The sequence below is a fragment of the Pseudarthrobacter sp. BRE9 genome (assembly GCF_031844305.1).
Lineage (GTDB): Bacteria > Actinomycetota > Actinomycetes > Actinomycetales > Micrococcaceae > Arthrobacter.
In genome coordinates, this window is sequence record NZ_JAUZUY010000004.1 from 129,358 (window position 1) to 145,751 (window position 16,394).

General features: G+C 60.2%; 17 protein-coding genes. 6 read left to right on the forward strand and 11 right to left on the reverse strand.

The window, feature by feature from the left end:
- Window positions 1-11 precede the first annotated feature (11 nt).
- A complete protein-coding gene (locus tag Q9R31_RS10370) occupies window positions 12-854 on the forward strand; it encodes an SGNH/GDSL hydrolase family protein (RefSeq protein ID WP_311262646.1) in 843 nt (280 codons plus the stop codon).
- Here the strand turns inward: Q9R31_RS10370 and Q9R31_RS10375 are convergent.
- Window positions 835-1,398: a hypothetical protein gene (locus tag Q9R31_RS10375; protein WP_311262647.1), complete on the reverse strand. Its 564-nt coding sequence runs from the start codon at window positions 1,396-1,398 to the stop codon at window positions 835-837. The genes Q9R31_RS10370 and Q9R31_RS10375 overlap by 20 nt on opposite strands.
- Window positions 1,399-1,567: 169 nt before the next feature.
- Entirely contained in the window at window positions 1,568-2,245 is a 678-nt protein-coding gene (locus Q9R31_RS10380) for a hypothetical protein (protein WP_311262648.1), read from the reverse strand.
- Window positions 2,246-2,930: 685 nt separating this feature from the next.
- Between Q9R31_RS10380 and Q9R31_RS20160 the strand changes: the two genes are divergently transcribed.
- Window positions 2,931-3,332, forward strand: coding sequence for a cytidine deaminase family protein (locus Q9R31_RS20160; protein WP_397428231.1), 402 nt, complete (start codon window positions 2,931-2,933; stop codon window positions 3,330-3,332).
- On the opposite strand, the gene Q9R31_RS10385 is transcribed toward Q9R31_RS20160, so the two are convergent.
- Window positions 3,302-3,961, reverse strand: coding sequence for a hypothetical protein (locus Q9R31_RS10385; protein ID WP_311262649.1), 660 nt, complete (start codon window positions 3,959-3,961; stop codon window positions 3,302-3,304). The genes Q9R31_RS20160 and Q9R31_RS10385 overlap by 31 nt on opposite strands.
- 496 nt (window positions 3,962-4,457) lie before the next feature.
- Between Q9R31_RS10385 and Q9R31_RS10390 the strand changes: the two genes are divergently transcribed.
- Window positions 4,458-4,829 (forward strand): hypothetical protein, encoded by a 372-nt coding sequence (locus Q9R31_RS10390; protein WP_311262650.1) that lies wholly within the window; start codon window positions 4,458-4,460, stop codon window positions 4,827-4,829.
- Between the two features lie 92 nt (window positions 4,830-4,921).
- Here Q9R31_RS10390 and Q9R31_RS10395 read toward each other — a convergent pair whose 3' ends face one another.
- Both Q9R31_RS10395 and Q9R31_RS10400 read right to left on the reverse strand, forming a co-directional pair.
- Window positions 4,922-5,818: a hypothetical protein gene (locus Q9R31_RS10395; protein ID WP_311262651.1), complete on the reverse strand. Its 897-nt coding sequence runs from the start codon at window positions 5,816-5,818 to the stop codon at window positions 4,922-4,924.
- Window positions 5,819-6,526: an HD domain-containing protein gene (locus tag Q9R31_RS10400; protein ID WP_311262652.1), complete on the reverse strand. Its 708-nt coding sequence runs from the start codon at window positions 6,524-6,526 to the stop codon at window positions 5,819-5,821.
- A gap of 329 nt (window positions 6,527-6,855) precedes the next feature.
- On the opposite strand from Q9R31_RS10400, the gene Q9R31_RS10405 reads away from it, so the two are divergent.
- From Q9R31_RS10405 to Q9R31_RS10415, 3 genes are all read left to right on the forward strand, one after another.
- Window positions 6,856-6,984: an IS1096 element passenger TnpR family protein gene (locus tag Q9R31_RS10405; protein WP_311262791.1), complete on the forward strand. Its 129-nt coding sequence runs from the start codon at window positions 6,856-6,858 to the stop codon at window positions 6,982-6,984.
- Window positions 6,947-7,576 (forward strand): hypothetical protein, encoded by a 630-nt coding sequence (locus tag Q9R31_RS10410; protein WP_311262653.1) that lies wholly within the window; start codon window positions 6,947-6,949, stop codon window positions 7,574-7,576. Before Q9R31_RS10405 ends, Q9R31_RS10410 begins: the two co-directional genes overlap by 38 nt.
- Window positions 7,577-7,668: 92 nt before the next feature.
- On the forward strand, window positions 7,669-8,235 hold the full coding sequence (locus Q9R31_RS10415; RefSeq protein ID WP_311262654.1) for a recombinase family protein: 567 nt from the start codon (window positions 7,669-7,671) through the stop codon (window positions 8,233-8,235).
- A 106-nt stretch (window positions 8,236-8,341) separates the two neighbouring features.
- On the opposite strand, the gene Q9R31_RS10420 is transcribed toward Q9R31_RS10415, so the two are convergent.
- From Q9R31_RS10420 to Q9R31_RS10445, 6 genes are all read right to left on the reverse strand, one after another.
- Window positions 8,342-8,788: a hypothetical protein gene (locus Q9R31_RS10420; RefSeq protein ID WP_311262655.1), complete on the reverse strand. Its 447-nt coding sequence runs from the start codon at window positions 8,786-8,788 to the stop codon at window positions 8,342-8,344.
- Window positions 8,789-8,793: 5 nt separating this feature from the next.
- Window positions 8,794-9,231, reverse strand: coding sequence for a helix-turn-helix transcriptional regulator (locus Q9R31_RS10425; protein WP_311262656.1), 438 nt, complete (start codon window positions 9,229-9,231; stop codon window positions 8,794-8,796).
- A gap of 52 nt (window positions 9,232-9,283) precedes the next feature.
- A complete protein-coding gene (locus Q9R31_RS10430; protein ID WP_311262657.1) occupies window positions 9,284-9,586 on the reverse strand; it encodes a hypothetical protein in 303 nt (100 codons plus the stop codon).
- A 502-nt stretch (window positions 9,587-10,088) separates the two neighbouring features.
- Complete coding sequence (locus tag Q9R31_RS10435; protein WP_311262658.1) at window positions 10,089-11,570, reverse strand: NAD-dependent succinate-semialdehyde dehydrogenase; 1,482 nt, start codon at window positions 11,568-11,570, stop codon at window positions 10,089-10,091.
- A 57-nt stretch (window positions 11,571-11,627) separates the two neighbouring features.
- Complete coding sequence (locus tag Q9R31_RS10440) at window positions 11,628-13,313, reverse strand: thiamine pyrophosphate-dependent enzyme (protein WP_311262659.1); 1,686 nt, start codon at window positions 13,311-13,313, stop codon at window positions 11,628-11,630.
- A 187-nt stretch (window positions 13,314-13,500) separates the two neighbouring features.
- Complete coding sequence (locus Q9R31_RS10445; protein WP_311262660.1) at window positions 13,501-16,332, reverse strand: FAD-binding and (Fe-S)-binding domain-containing protein; 2,832 nt, start codon at window positions 16,330-16,332, stop codon at window positions 13,501-13,503.
- Window positions 16,333-16,394 lie beyond the last annotated feature (62 nt).

A 16,394-nucleotide genomic window follows, 5' to 3' on the forward strand; every position in this document is an offset into this window, starting at 1 on the left:
GGGATGGGCAGATGGAAGAGGTCAACCTTGGAAAGGCCGACAAAGGCCATGTTGTGCTGCTGGGAGATTCGATCTTCGACAACGCCGCGTACGTAGGTGGAGGTCCCGACGTCGTGGCCCAACTGAGGCAGGAACTACCGGACTGGCAATGCTCCCTGCTGGCGGTCGACGGCGACGTCATAGGTGGCGTCCACCGGCAGCTTGGTTCCCTGCCCGCGGATGCGACGCTCCTGGTGGTCAGCGCCGGCGGCAATGATGCGCTCGGCCACGCACCGCTGCTGCAGGAAAAGCCCCTGTCGGTCGCTGAAGCTCTTGCGATGCTTGGGGCGGCCCAGAAGACATTTACCAGGGATTACTCGGCAATGATCGATGCCCTCGCCGGCACCGGACTGCCGTCAGCCGTGTGCACCATCTACGACACTCCCCCGTCCGAGCCTAACCACAGCGTGATCAAGGTAGCCCTGTGCCTCTTCAACGATGCCATCACCAGGGCGGCCTTTTCGCGCGGTACTGCCTTGATCGACCTTCGCCTCATTTGCAGCGAAGACGGGGACTATGCGAACCCGATCGAACCGTCAGTCCAGGGCGGGCTGAAGATAGCGCGGGCCATCGCTTCACTGGCTCGGGCGGGCCGGGACGCGGGAGCTTCAAATCATCGTGGCGGAGGGACAGCCGTGTTAACGGCATTCCAACAGGGGCGAGACCTGGGCCAAGTCTCTGCCATCGGCAGCGACGAGACGCGGGCAGCTGCAGCTCAGTTTCTTTCAGAGGTTGCGGGAAGTCGCAGAGCTCGAGGCGCTGCGCGCGAACGCAAAAGCCGCCGAGCTGAGCCCTTTAGTGCACGGCACCCTTGAAGATTGCAGGCGGATCGGAGTAGTTCGCCGAGTGGACCTCCATCCGGACGTCACCGAAGCTCGCTGTCGGTATGCCGTAGGCGACCGTCACGGTTTGCGTCTCGCCGGGCAGGATTGTTGAGAGGGAGCCTCCAGAATTCCCCAAGGCGAAGTCATAAGCCGACTGTGCCTCGATGCCCTGGGCGCTGTAGCTGACCTTCGGACGGCCCATCATGCTGCCCTCGACGGCTTCCGTTCCGCCGTTCGTCACAGCCAGGTCGAAGACGACTATCTTGCCTTCAATGGCGCCCATCCCTGTCTGGCTGGAAGGAACAACTCTGCCGGGTGAGACCTTCACTGCAATGGCGCTTGGGTAGGTGATGGTGTCGCCAAAAGCTCCGACCGTCTTCGCTCGTGGTGTCTGCGTTGCCGTCGTTTGAGTCGGCTCGGGCCCAGCCGCTGCCGGGGGCGTTGATAGGCCAGGAGTAACAGTGTTCGATCCTCCGCACGCGGAGAGTGAGCCAATAGCCACCGCCGCGGCGACAAAGAGGATCTTGAGCTTCATTGCGCGTTCCCCCTAGACAAAGGGCCCTACGGCGGAATCATAAGAGCCAGCTATCGTGGAGACAACTGGGTTGGAGGTTCCAAATTCGGTCGGCTGTGGGGCCGAGGAACGCCACCGGGATGGAAGCAAGGAATACTGTCGGTACAGCCAGGCTACGGCGCCGCGGACCTCAGCAGTCGTAGACAGTGACTTCCGAGCCAGAAGGTGGCTCAGTGCCTTTGATTGCCCACGACCATACTGCGGCTAGAGCGTCGACGTCGCATTGTGAAAGCACTGGCGGTCGGTTTCGTGTCCAGCCGTACCCCATGAGGTCGTAACTCTCCTGAATGTTTGTTGCGTGCCCCAGCCCCAGCGCGTGTCCGAGCTCGTGGAGTGCCACACCGTATACAAGTTCGTCAGGGTAGGGTTCGTGCCTTCCGGTAGCGACCATAATTTTGCAGGCCTGGGCATTGCCCATGCACCATTCGACGCCGGAAGCCGAGACACCCAGTGCGCCCGGAACGATGCGGAGGACCACGTCTGCGGAGCCCCACTTGCCGGGCACGATCTCGCGAATGGTGACTGCGCCGTCTAGGCAGGACTGTAGAACCGAGTTCCAGGTGCGTATTGCCCTTGAGGCTGCCGCAATTTGCTCAGTGGTTACTTGCGGAGTGACCTTGATCGCGACGGTGATATCGGTGTCTTGCAGTCTCTCGTCGGCCGCGATCATCTGAATGCCTTCGGCGTTGGACTCCGGTCGAGTGCACGTGGCTCCGGTGGTTTCGTCGGCGGCTGCCGGGACAAGCGAAGTGAAAGCCATCATGGCTGCCACGACAACGCCAACCGAAATGGTTCGAGTGTTCTTCACGCTCAGTTGCTCCATTCCAGTCCGTGGCTAACTACACCGGAGCGCATCGGGCAAATGGGTGGGGCGTCCGGCGTGTGACATGAGGCGTTTGCGTTCTTCATTCTGGAAACCTCTACTTGACGAGATCTGCAATTCGATAAGTTCCCCAGATTCCCGATGCTAGGAGCCGGATACAAGTACGGCAATCCCTAATCCGCGCATCAAACTCCCCTGTTAAACGAGAAAGCCCTTACACCGGGTTCAGACGCTGCAAAGCTGCCCACGCTCCGAGATCAACGTCCTGAAGCTGTCCAAGCCGCAGCCCGACATATCTTGGAGGGCTGCCGCCTGACAGAGATATTCGCCGCCGGGTGGCCCGCGGGCTTCAAGTTCTCGGACACGCTCGAGGATTCGATCTCGGGATGTCCTGCCTCAGGCGGCTGCAGCACATCAGCATGACGGCACCACTTATTCGCTTATGGTTGCGCCAAAATCCAGCCGAAGAATCCCCGGATCCGCCGTGCAAACGGGAGCTCTCACAACCACTTCCACTGTCGGATTCTAGAAGCCGATATTTGATATTCCGTCAAGCTAGGGCGAGGAGCGGCGGGAGCCCTCGACTCCTCGGAGTCTCCCGAGCTTGCTCGCTGACCGTGCGGGAATAGGACTTTTCTAAAATTTTCGATGGTGACACTAGGCTGCATATATGGAGGATTTTGAAGCGCACCAGTTGCTTAAGCGCGCCTGGGCAGTTCGAGCCAACGCAGCCGTTCGGGGAAACCGACGTGTTGGAGCGTCGGTCCTCGCAAGTAACGGCCAAATCTACGTGGGCTGCAATATTCAGCAGAAATACCACATTGGTGACGTCCACGCCGAAGTAGCTGCCATCACCGCAATGGTCTCGATGGGCGGAAGCAAGTTTTCTGCCATCGTAGTTGTTTCTGATGGTGATGGGGTTCCTCCGTGTGGCGCATGCCGGGATTGGATCCTCCAGTTTGGAGCGCCTGACTGCATCGTGCTTTGGTGTGGGGAGAACGATGGCAGCTCGAACCAGTTACCCGCGAGAGATCTCATGCCCTACCCCCCTTCGTTTATGCCATTCCCGTGATCTTGGGCTTTTGTCGCTATCACTGCAGCAGTGGAATGGATCGCCCGCCAGAGATTCATTGATGCCTGAAACCGCCGTCGGTCAACAGAGCTTGGTAGGGGCACAGACAAGGCTCCCTTTGCAAAGTCCGGGGTCGAATGCAGGCGGCTGTACCCGTGGCGTTCAGCGTGCAACCAATGACGCACCCGGCGCTCCACCTCACTTTCGTAATCCTCTGCATAAGGTGATTGAACCAAAGCGCGGCTGCGTGCCGCCCCTATCGCAGCTAGTCGGTCGCTCTCAGCGTGCCCAAGGGGCAGCACTGTAGGGACGATAGCTGGATGAATAGCGTAAAGCGATCCCGTAGGCCGCTTGGGGAAGATTCCACTTCGAAAGCTCTCCTGGACAGCGTAAGAATAAAGACGTTGAAACTCGGTCGAGTCACGAGTTATCAATGGAGCTTTGGTGGCTGCTGCTGCTTGAACTTCCGATCTCCGATAGGCCTGCAGCAGCATCTCAATTGCCCCCTCGGCGAGATAGACGTCGTTATCAACGACGACGAGGACATCCGCCCGCTCATCCTTCGCCAACTCGGCACCGAGCGCGACTGCAGCGATCTTGTCGGCCACCTTGCCGACTGAGATGGTCACCGGCAGACCAACCGGGACACGTCGACGCAGGACACTGGCTATAGCAGCACCCCCAGCACCGTTTACATGGACCTGAATGCCGTAATCCCCACTGATCGCCGCTGAGGCCTGACGCGCGATTTCTTGCACAAGAACAGGAAACTGCGGCACCCTCTTTGCATCCCTAGATGACCATGGGAGAAAAAAGGTAACCCTCACCTAATGATCCACCTTACGTCGGCGTCTGAATCCACTGAAGTGAGGCTCTCAAATGATTGCCTGATTGACTGCAGTATCACGTGATTATACCCAGCCTGGTTTGGTTAGCAGGAGCAGCGTCAAGGAGTGAAAGTTGCTCCCGTAAAGTATTACTGACGCCTTTTCGGTCAGTATAAGTCATAAGCTCAGGCCGGCTGAATCGCTCAATCATGCCAGAGGCCGCGACCAGACCAGGACGGCAAGCACTTAAATCTTGGGCGAAGACTGTGATAGTCAGCGTTCCGTCGGTCTGAACGGTATGAAAATCGTCAAGGGGGATTTTATATACCTCGCCCGCACATCTATTGAATGTTCCTTGATTCCGCAGCATTATCGTTCCGTTCGCGGTCAGTTCCGGCTGCCCTGGGATGTTCGGGACAAAGTCGTAGCGATCGAATATATCGCCAGACTCGTCCAGACCCCAACGCCGCTCAAGAAAATTCCCAGTTACGATGCGGCTGAAGATTGGATGCCGATGGGAGTGAATGTTGGTTGTCGCAGCAGCCGATCGATCATCCCAAATGTGCACACGAATCTGCATATCAGCGTGAACCCCCAAAAGGATTTTCACGAATCCATTTTCATGCCGGTATACATCGGTGTGGAACAAGTGCTTAGCGGCAAGGCGTAGGATCGTGGTGACTATATAGTCGTCTGCTAGAGCTTCTTCCGGCCCTATTCTGACGCGTGATAAGACTTCTAAATCCGGGAGCGTGAACACCGCTAATCAAGCACCTTCTTGACAAAATCGAGGATCTGCGTGCGGGTCGCCGTTTTGACTAGCTCAGGGAAACCTATATTCATGGCCTCCAAAGCACCTCGGATATTCCTTTCATTAAGATTGGAGGTAGATGCTGTAATAGATTGTAAATCAAGTTCGCGCGCATTGACCGATTGAAAATTGGAAAAGTAAGAATACGAGGTCGCGTAGTACGGGCTCTCAGCCTCAAATCCAAACGCAGGCGCTGTCTGGTCTTCATGCGTGATGAATCCGTAAGTATCCGACAGGTCAAGCCTAAACGGGTTATCAAGGTCGGTGACTAGCACTCGCACTTGGAGCTGAGGACAGGCAGCTTGTGCCTTCGCCAGGGAAAGCACAGTAGCCGCAATCTCAACTTTGATGTGTCCGGCCGTGAAAGGCGTAGATTCTTTTCGTCTCCGTGAATTTCGCCGCATCGCATGGGACTCACAGACTGGATGATTAGTAGGGTCAAGCAGTATGACTACGATGCGTAGTGGTGCTGGACTTCTTGCAGAGCGTTTTATAAATTCCGGCAGCACGTTCTCGCGAACCCATCGGCCAATCTGACCGTGGTGAAACCAGACCACAGCTCGACCAGCGAGACGACAAAACTCTTTAGCACCCTCGTCTCCATGGATAACTTGGGTCTCACGGGCTCGAGTCTCGCTCGAGATGAATACGCGTAGGAAAAGTAGCCCGAGCAGCCAAACGACAATCGCTCCTGCAACGCTCGAGACCAGTTCGCGTGCAATCACCGTAGAGCCGTCTGCGGGATCGGTTCCAAGCACAACACGGACGACCACAACGACGATCAGCAGAAGCACGCTTGCTAAATACAAAAGGCGTCTTACGCGTCCGCTTATCAGGCCATCAAACACCTAAAAACCTTTCGTGTCAGGACTTGTTGCAGGGGCTAGAATATCCTCGACGAGCAGCGATACCTCATCATTTTCGAGTGATTCTAAAATGCTGTTCCACATGATAATGCTTTGACGCGCAAGCCCATCGTACAAATCCTTTGCTTCGTCGGTGTAAAAGTAATAGCCCTCTTCCAGCCGGCTTGCTTGTTCGCCAATAATTGACTCTGCAAGCTCTTTAAGCGACACATGGTTCTCTTTGAGATAATCGCGTGCTAGTAAGACTGGAGTAACTGGCAGAACCTTGAATAGGCTGTCGGCATCAGACAGGCATGCAACCTCACTTGATACAATAGGACCACGGGTCGCGAGATCAGCTTCTAGGACAATAGACGTTACTCTGTCCATCTGACTACTGTTATAACCGGCGTCGCGCAGATACTTACGCATTAAAGTAATTCCTTCCTTTACCTGCGACCCAGGACGAACAAGATAGTTTAAGTCGTGCACGAGCCCCGCTGCGGCTACAAGGTCACTGTCTGCACCGACTGCTGCCGCTAAGCGAGCTCCGTGGTCTGCAACGAAACGCACGTGGGGCCAGCCGTGATATGGGATGTCATCGCTATGCGAAGTAAGTAATTTAAAGATTGCGCGACGAAGCCTCGAAAGTGGGATTTCTGGCCGGGCAGCGGCGTCCATGTCAGCAGTAGGGCCTTGCCGTTCTTTCATATGGTGATGCTACAAGACATGCGAGCTTGTCGCCTTCGGGGAGTATTCTTGCGCCTTGCCCGGATGCTGGTGAGGCTGTCTGACCTCAATTCCAGAGGATGTCGAAGCGAAAGCGATCCGAAAAGCTCACCTCTGCAGAACTCCCCTATAGCTCGATGGGGGCAAGGGCGCTCCGTCTTACAAATGGGGCTGCGACGCCCTGTAAGAGTGATCTGCGTGGGCAAAGCTGAGGATGGCGTTGGGTTGGTACGGGACGCGTTCCTGGAGATTCGTGTCGAGCTCGTCGACAGCGATCCTGGGATTTGGCGCCAGTCGAGATCCGAAGCACCATGACGCAGGGTAGGGTGCACCAGGTCTTGCAGGCGGCCTCTGGTTGGGAGGATGCGCACCTGCACAGGTTCACAGCCTTGGAGCCCTTTTGTGCGGCTGCGGCCGGTCGATGGCGAGATTCCCGATGACCTGCAGTGTGTACCGGAGTATCTGACGTATGACTACCGCTGCACGTTCCGCGGGGTTCCCGGCGTCCATCACGACCCGGACGATTATCCGATGTTCTGGACCGTGAAGGTCAAGGGCCGGGTTTGGGACGACGAGGATGACGGCGATGGCAAGGAGGTGACCGTCGGCGAGGCCGAGCTGTACATCGTCCCGGACGCAGGCATCATCGACCTCTTCCTGACACTGGACGCGGTAAACCAAGAGGTCGCCAACATCGGCGAGATGCTCACCGTCAACCGCCCTGATCTGATCCACGAGATGAGCCTCGGCGGGGATCTTCTGATCCTGTCATGGCTGAAAGTCGTACCAAGATTCCGCGGGAACAAGCTGGGTCACTCAATGCTGAAAGCGGTCCTCAGCACGATTGGCAGATCATCGACGAAAGTCATCATCGAGGCCACTCCCCCATTGACCGACAACGGCCCCATAGAAGGCAGCCCGGAGTACCTCGCCGGGAAGGCAGCCCTGCGGCGGTACTTGGAAAGTTTCGGGTTCCAGCCGGCCCATGGCGATGACCTGGTCCTCGACGACATGGCCGACAGCATCGACTGAGCCGCGTCACCCCACGCCCCGGGACCTACCCCTTGACGTTTCCACCTCACACCCTGACACTCAATTCCACAAGTCAGTGGTTGGAGGCAGCCGTGAACGGTCAGCGCATCGGCTACGTGCGGGTCAGCACGCTCGACCAGAATGAGCGGCGCCAGCTCGAGGGCCACGTCCTGGACAGGGTTTTCACTGACAAAGCCTCCGGCCGGGACACCGCGCGACCGCAGCTGACAGAGCTGCTCCGGTTTGTCCGCGAAGGTGACACGGTTGTCGTGCACAGCATGGACCGGCTCGCCCGCAACCTCGATGACCTTCGCGCCCTGGTCCAGGGGCTCACCCGACGCGGGGTGCGGGTGGAGTTCCTCAAGGAACAGCTCGTCTTTACCGGCGAGGACTCCCCCATGGCCAACCTCATGCTGTCCGTCATGGGGGCCTTCGCCGAATTCGAACGCTCCCTGGTTAAAGAACGCCAGCGCGAAGGCATCGCCCTGGCCAAGCAGCGCGGCGCCTACAAAGGACGGAAGAAGACGTTGACGCCCGAGCGAGCAGCGGAACTGGTTCAACGCGCCGGCAGCGGTATCCCCAAAGTCGTCCTTGCCCGCGATTACGGAATCAGCAGGGAAACGGTCTATCAGTACCTCCGCCAAGGGGCATCGAAGTAGACCACTCCTACTCCCCCGGCGCGCTCCCAACTAGCGTTAGGGCTGAACCCTCAGGGTTATGCACGGAACCTCAATCGGCGCTAGCCTATGTTCTGATTTGGGCTGATCACTCATCAGCCTCGCTCACTTCGAACCCGATTTGGCCGCGTTCGGCCACGGGTAGCGTTATGGGCGCACCAAAAACTTTGGATGTAATGCTTGCGATGCCCTCTCGTAGGTACGGGAACAGCGTCATAACCGCCACTTCGTTGGCAAAGAGTTCGACATTACGGCGCGGCGGCTGCTCCCCGTGAAGAAGTTTGTATTCGACGGCGGCGACTACTCGAACCTCTCCGATCGCAACCGCGACATCTCCGACGATTCGAATTCCGAACCCATCCAAATCGGCACGGTGCTGGAAGCCTAGGCTGATTTGGCCCTCGTGAGGCTCCTCTGAGTCAGGAACGCCTTCAAATCTCTTCGCTGAGACCTCGTGGAACTCAATGGAAGCAAGTTCCGAACGCTGCAGAAGGTCCCTGACCAGCTCAATATCCCTTGCTGCGGCATCTTTCACAGGAGTCACCGAGCAAGAGCAAAGTCGGTTTGCTTGGATGTTGCAGCGGACCAGGCCGCACCTAGTAATGAGCTCTGCGTGTATTGGCTACGCACATCCATGAAACGTATCGCGTCGACGGGCACCCAATCCGATCTCGCAGCTGCCAGTACCAGGGACTGTCCCTGGTCGCGCTCAACTCGGTGCTCTACCAGAGCACCCACCGCGTTGGCGTACCTGCGGACCGTGGAAAGCTTTGGGTCTGAGTCATAGCGTTCGAATTTGGAAACGGCCTGCTGCGTGACGCCCATGCGATTGGCAACGTCGCCCTGAGTCAGACCAGCTTCCCGCCGCAGTGCGACGAGCTCTGAGCGCATGGTTCGGTGTTCGCGAGCCAGGACTTTGGCGCGGGCCCTAACAACTTCTGGGGTCATCAAAGGTGCCGAAAGGGTTGCGGTGGACATGTGGCAATCATTGCTCACAACCTCTAGGTTGTGCAAGCTCGATTGCTAATCGTTATGACCACATCGGGTAGCCATCGGAGTACCGCTTCACGGCGAAGTCGATCTCGTTCTGCTGCTGCCCAGAGCCCTTCATATGCTTATGAAGGGCCAAAAGTCCTTCGGGAAGTTCAGAAGGTTCGGCGTGATAAAAGCGTAGGTGCTTGGACAACGCCTTTCGCCTTAGTTCAAAAACGTCAGGATCCGCTCGAATCGGCTTGATGGGGGTCCGTGCATCCCCCGTATCCTCGAGCTCGCCCAAAGATGCGGCCTCGAAAAGATCATCAATTTCACCGAGTTCATGACTGCGGCTGAACACGGGAAGACTCTGGATCCAAGATTCGAATGCTTGCACGGATTCATGAGACGTGTCGATGTAAAAACGCCAGGTCCTCGGGTAAGGCATGGGCGTGCAGCATCTCGAGTCGCTTCCCCTACGTCGATCCATACAGCACATGCTAATCGGTGGGTCTGACAAATGATCGATTGCGGGCGCCAGCCGCCCAGGAACAAAGTACTGCAGCGCATTCCAGGAACGCCTGCTAGACCTCCGTAGGCGGCTTGCCACTGCAAAATAAAGCGGACCAAACTCCTCGCCAACGGATCTCCTTTTTTGGCCAGCCGCAGGGCCTTTCCTCGCAAAGCCAGCTTTACAGAATCTTTATTATCGGCTCTTTGAAATCATCGGGGAGGAGCCCCCAAAGGGGGCGCTAACTAACGTCCCCCCGGAGGGTATGGTCATGTCTGCATCGCCTACCATGCCGAAACGAAAGAAGCTGGGGCCCGTTGCGAGTAGGGCCCCAGCAGTTAAGGGGGCTGCGTTACCCGAGATAGGGGTCTGCGATGCCGATGTATTGGGTGGTGGTGTATTCGGCGATGCCTTCGGTGCCGCCTTCGCGACCGAGGCCGGACTGCTTGACGCCGCCGAATGGTGCGGCGGCGTTGGAGATGACGCCGGCGTTGAACCCGACCATGCCGAACTCAATCTGCTCCGCTATTCGCAGCAGCCGGTTGAAGTCCCGGCTGTAAACGTAGGAGGCGAGGCCGTACTCGCTGGCGTTCGCGAGCCTGATCGCGTCGTCCTCCGTGGTGAACGTTGTCACCGGGGCGACGGGCCCGAAGATCTCCTGGCCCAGGATCGCGGCGTCGTTGGGGACGCCGCCGAGGACGGTGGGCTGGTAGAAGTACCCGGGACCGTCAACGGGTGCGCCCCCGGTGATGGCGCTGGCTCCGGCGTCGACGGCGGCGGTCACCAGGGCGTGCACGTCGTCGCGGGCGCCGGCGTCGATTAGTGGTCCCACCTGGGTGGCCGGGTCGGTGCCGCGGCCGGTGGCCAGGGAGCCCATGGCGGCGGCAAACTTCCGGGTGAATTCCTCGGCCACGGATTCCTGGACCAGGAACCGGTTGGCGGCGGTGCATGCTTCACCCATGTTCCGCATCTTGGCCGCCATGGCACCTTCGACGGCGGCATCTAGGTCGGCGTCTTCGAACACGATGAACGGTGCGTTTCCGCCGAGTTCCATGGAGGTCCGCAGCACGTTCTGCGCCGCGTCGGCCATCAGGCGCTTGCCCACCGGGGTGGAGCCGGTGAAGGAAACCTTCCGCAGCCGCGAGTCCTTCATCAGCGGCCCGGAAATCCCGGATGCGCTGGACGAGGAGACGACGTTCAGCACCCCGGCGGGCAGGCCGGCGTCGAGCATGGTCTGCGCGAAGTACTGGGCGGTGAGCGGTGTGAGTTTGGCGGGTTTGAGGACCATCGTGCAGCCTGCGGCGACGGCGGGTGCTACCTTGCGGGTGGCCATGGCCAGCGGGAAGTTCCAGGGGGTGATCAGCAGGCAGGGGCCGACGGCTTTGTGCTGGACCAGGATCTTGTTCCTGCCCTCGGGGCTGGTGAGGTAGCGGCCGTAATTCCGGACGGTCTCTTCTGAGAACCAGCGCAGGAACTCGGCCCCGTAGGTGACTTCGCCGCGGGCTTCGGCCAGGGGTTTGCCCATTTCCAAAGTCATCAGCAGGGCGAAGTCCTCGGCCCGCGCGGTGACCAGGTCAAAGGCCCGACGCAGGATCTCGGCCCGCACCCGGGGCGCGGTCCGCGCCCAGGAAGCCTGCGCGGCGTCGGCGGCGTCCAGTGCAGCGATCGCGTCCTCGCTCGTGGCGGAGGCGAGAGTGGCAAGTACCTCCCCGGTGGCGGGGTCGTGCACATCAAACGTGCCGCCATCGGACGCGTCCCGCCACTGACCGCCAATCAACAGGCCAGTGGGAACCAAGTCCAGTAATTCCATTTCCTTCAATGCGGGGACAGTCATCTTCTAGTACTTCCGTTCATAAGACTGGGGTGTGGCTGGCGGTGCTCATGTCTGCGCCTAGTAGGCCCGGACACGTTGCTCGACGACGAGGTGGATGAGCGCGAACACGCGGTCTTCATCGATGGCTTTGAGGGCTGCTTCGACGGCTGCGGGGACATCGGCATCCTGCTGTACTTTGATGCCAAAGCCGCCGAAGGCCTGGGCCATGAGGGCGAATTCCGGGTTCTTCAGCTGGGTTCCGGAGACCCGTTCGGGGTAGTGGCGTTCCTGGTGGGTGCGGATGGTTCCGTATTCCTGGTTGTCCATCAGGATGACCAGAGGTGTGGCACCGTACTGGGCCGCGGTGGCGAGTTCCTGGCCGTTCATGAGGAATTCGCCGTCCCCTGCGATGGTGACGATACGCCGGCCGGGGTATTTCAGGGACGCTGCGATGGCGGAGGGAACGGAGTAGCCCATGGAGCCGTTGCGGGCGCTGATCATCGAGGCATAGCGCTGGGTGGGGAAGTAGCGATGCGCCCAGTTGGTGTGTTCACCGGCGCCAAGGGTGACCATGGAATCCGCGGGCAGGGTGGGCACGAGGTTCGCCATCAGGGTATCCATCCGCGCGGGTCCGGCCGTCGGTGCCGCCGGAGGGAGCGCGGCGAAGGTTTCCTGTTCGCCGCGCATCCGTGCCGTCCAGGCTTCCCATTCGTCCTTGACCGGGAGTTCGATCTTTGCAAGGTCGCGGATGAACACGTCGGGTTTGGCGACGATTTGGTAGGAGACCGGGCCCGAGCGGCCGCGGAGGGAGGGGTCGATCGTGACGAGGAAGTTTTTCTTGGACCAGTCCTGGCGGCACAGAAAACCGTCAGTAATGACGTCGCCGGGCACGGTACCGACGAAGATCAGCAGGTCGGTTTCTTCGAGTAGGTCGTAGGTGGGGCGGGGCCGGCCATAGCCGATAGGACCGACGTAGGACGGGGAATCGAAGGGAACGGTTCCTTGGGTGCGCCATTCGGCTGCGGCGGGGATGTGGTGCTTTTCCAGCCACGCGGTGAGCTGGTCGGCGGCTTCCTGGGTCCAGTCGTTGCCGCCGGTGACGAAGAGCGGTTTGCTGGAGCTGGCCAGGGCCGTGGCGAGGGCATCGGAGTCCACGGTGGTCATCCCTCCGGTGGCTACCGGGATGGGCGGGTGAAGTTCGGCGGGGATCTGCTGCCGGATGACGTCCTCGGGCAACCCGATGACAACGGGTCCGGGCCGGCCGTTCATGGCGGAAAACAGGGCTTCTGCGACAATTTCGGAGGCCCGTTCGGCGTGGTCCAAGACCATAACCCGCTTGGCACCAGTGTCGAACCAGGCTTTGATGTCGAATTCCTGGAAGGCTTCGCGGTCCCGGTGGGCGAAGGGGATGAGGCCGACGAAGAGCACCATGGGGGTGGAGTCCTGCCAGGCCGTGTGCAGGCCGACATGCGCGTTGGCCGCGCCAGGACCGCGGGTGACCATGGCGATGCCGGGCAGCTGGTTCATCTTGCCGTCGGCTTCAGCCATGTAGGTGGCGCCGCCTTCGTGGCGGCAGACGATGGTTTCGATCCCGGAGCCGTGCAGTCCGTCTAGGACGTCGAGGAAACTCTCCCCCGGCACGACGTGTGCACGCTTGATCCCGTGGGCGACGAGCGTGTCCACGATGACATGCCCGGCGCTTTTTTGAGTATCGCCTTGTACGACTGCACCTGCCCTGCTGGAAATGGTGCTCGTTTCGGTCATTTGTCCGTCTGCTTCCTTGAATATGGAAAGCACCGCAGTGCTGCCGCGGGGTCAGTGGATTCCGATGTCTTCATCGTTGTTTCTTTCCTCTTCTTCAGGCCGGGTCGGCCGTGCCATAAGTGGTCTGTCGGTGCCGCCTCCGGGCAGGAGCCGTCCCGTTTCCGGAATATTTCTCTGGTGCGGCGGTTTATTCGGGTTGGACGGTCTTCTGGTCCAGGGCCAGTTTCAGAACTTCGGCAAGGTGACTGGCGTCGGCTCCGGTGCCCTGTGTCACCTGGGTTCGGCAGGAGAATCCATCGGCCAGAACGATTGTGTTCCCGTCTTTGCCTCGCACCTTGGGAAAGAGCTCGCGTTCACCCAGTGCCTGTGAGACGTCCCAGTGTCCAGGCTCGAAACCAAAGTTGCCTGCAAGTCCGCAGCAGCCGGAACCAATGATGTCTGTGTCCACGCCAAGCTTCTGCAGTACCGCTTTGTCGGGGTCGTAGGACCCTTTCGCTTCCTGGTGGCAGTGCACCTGGGAGATGGCCTTGATGTTGATTTCACCGAACGGCCATGGCCCCTGATGGGCCGCGACGATGTCCGCCAGGGTCACGACCTGGCTGGCCAGCTTGGCCGCCCGAGGGTCATCGGCCAGGAGTTCGGTGATCTCGTCCGTGAGCATGACGGTGCAGGAGGGCTCGAGCCCAATGATTGGCATGTTTGCGTCCAAGGCAGGCCCCAGTGCTTTCAGGGTCTGGGTAATGACCCGCTTGGCCATGTCCAGCTGCCCGGTGGAGTGCCACGTCAGGCCGCAGCATACCTGTCCGTCAGGGAGGACCACGCGGTATCCCAGTGCCTCCAGTACCTCGACGGCGGCCTGGCCGACGCCGGGTGAGTTGAAGTTGTTGAAGGTGTCGGGCCAGAGCATCACGGTGGGTTGGTCCGGGTTAACCGGCTGTGCAGCTGAGGCGGCACGTTTTGTGAACCACTTTCGCAGGGTTTGGGGTGCGAAGTGGATCATGCGGCGCTTGGGTTCGATGCCGGCGAGACGCTTGACCAGTTCTTCCACCGGGCGGAACCCGAGGGTCCAGTTGGCGAACCGGGCGGCCCCAGGGATAGCCTCCAGCAGGCGCGATGTGAGGGGCAGCCATCCCATCGCGTAGTGGGCCATGGGGCGGATACGACCCTTGTAGTGGTGTTGCAGGAATTCGGCTTTGTACGTGGACATGTCCACGTTGACGGGGCATTCGGTGGAGCAGGCCTTGCAGGACAGGCACAGGTCCAGTGCCTCCAGGGTTTCCTTGGATCGCCAGCCGTCAGTTACCGATTCCCCGCGCAGCATCTCCCCCAGCGCCCGCGCCCGGCCGCGGGTGGAATGGACCTCGTCCCGGGTCACTTGGTAGGAGGGGCACATGGAACCGACGTCGGACCGGCAAAGCCCCACGCCGACGCAGCGGTTCGTGGCGCCCGCGAAGGATCCGCCATCATGGCTGAAAGCATGCACGGGAGTGAGCTCGAAGGTGCGGTTTCCGGGGCCGGGGCGGATGCCCTGATCCAGCGGTTCCGGGTTGACGAGGACACCGGGGTTGAAGAAGTTCTCTTTGTCAAAGATGTTCTTGAATTGCGCGAAGGCCGTCAGGGCTTCCGCTGAGTACATCAATGGCAGCAGTTCCGAGCGTGCGCGCCCATCCCCGTGTTCACCGGAGACGGACCCGCCGTATCGGGCGACCAGGGTGGCTGCTTCCTCGATGAACTTCCGGTAGCCCAGGACGCCTTCTTCTGACCCGAGGCTGAAGTCGATACGAATGTGCACGCAGCCTTCGCCGAAGTGGCCGAACGGTATGCCACGCAGCCCGTGGGAGTCCAGGATTTTATACAGATCGCGAAGGTAGTCCGCCAGATGCTCCGGCGGCACGGCGGAATCCTCCCACCCCGGCCAGGCCTCGCCGCCGTCGGGCAGTCGGGTGACGATGCCGGCGCTGGCTTCGCGGATCCGCCACAAAGCACGTGCCTGACTGTTCTCCGTCACGACGACAGAGTCCACGATCCGCCCGTCCCGGGCCAGGTCGTCGACCAGGGCCCGGGCGGCGTCACCGGCATCTTCGGGGGTTTCCCCACCGACCTCCACGTAGAGCCAGCCTCCACCCGCGGGCAGTTCGGATCCTGCCATGGCCTGGCCGGGACGTGAACGCAGTGCGGCAAGAAGGTCCGCTCCCATGCCCTCGACTGTGTACACGCCGGGCTGGCGCAGAAGCGGCGCGGCAGTTGCCGCAGCGAAGACATCGGAGAAACCCAGCACGGCCAGCGCGGTGGCCCGTGGCCGCTCGACGAGCCGGACTATCAACTCCGTGATGATCCCGCAGGTCCCTTCGGTCCCGGCCATGGCCCGGCCCACGTTAAAGCCGTTCTCGGGAAGCAGATGGTGAAGCCCGTACCCCGATACTTGGCGGGCGAATTGGCCCAGTTCGGTCCGCAGGATGCGCAGGTGCTTATCGCGGAGCCGTTTGAGCTGGTTCTCGATAACCGGGTCGCTGCAGTAGTCAGCACCGATTTCGATCTCGCGCCCGTCAGCAAGCATGAGCTTGAGCGAGACGATGTTGTCTGCCGCTGTTCCCCAGGCGACGGAGTGGGAACCGCAGGCGTTGTTGGCGAAGATCCCGCCGACGGTGCAGCGCGAGTGCGTTGAGGGGTCGGGCCCGTAGGTAAGGCCGAACGGTTCGGCCGCGTCGCGCAGCGTATCGCACACCACACCAGGCCGGATCCGCGCTGTTCGCGCCTCGGGGTCGATGGACAGGATCTGGTTGAAGTACCGGCTCGTGTCGATGATGAGTCCATCACCGATGGCGTTGCCTGCCACCGAGGTGCCGCCCCCGCGGCAGGTAACGGACCAGCCGCGTTCTGCCGCGATGCGCAAGGCATCGCGGATCTCCTCCACAGAGCGGGGTTCAACCACGGCCGCGGGCACGCGCCGGTAGATCGAGGCGTCCGAAACGTAGGCCGCGCGTGTGGTGAGGTCCTCACGTAGGGCGACGAGGGTCATATCTTCTCCTAGAGTGCGGTGACGGCCTGGTCCTCCAGGCCGTCACCAAATGTGTTGCAGAG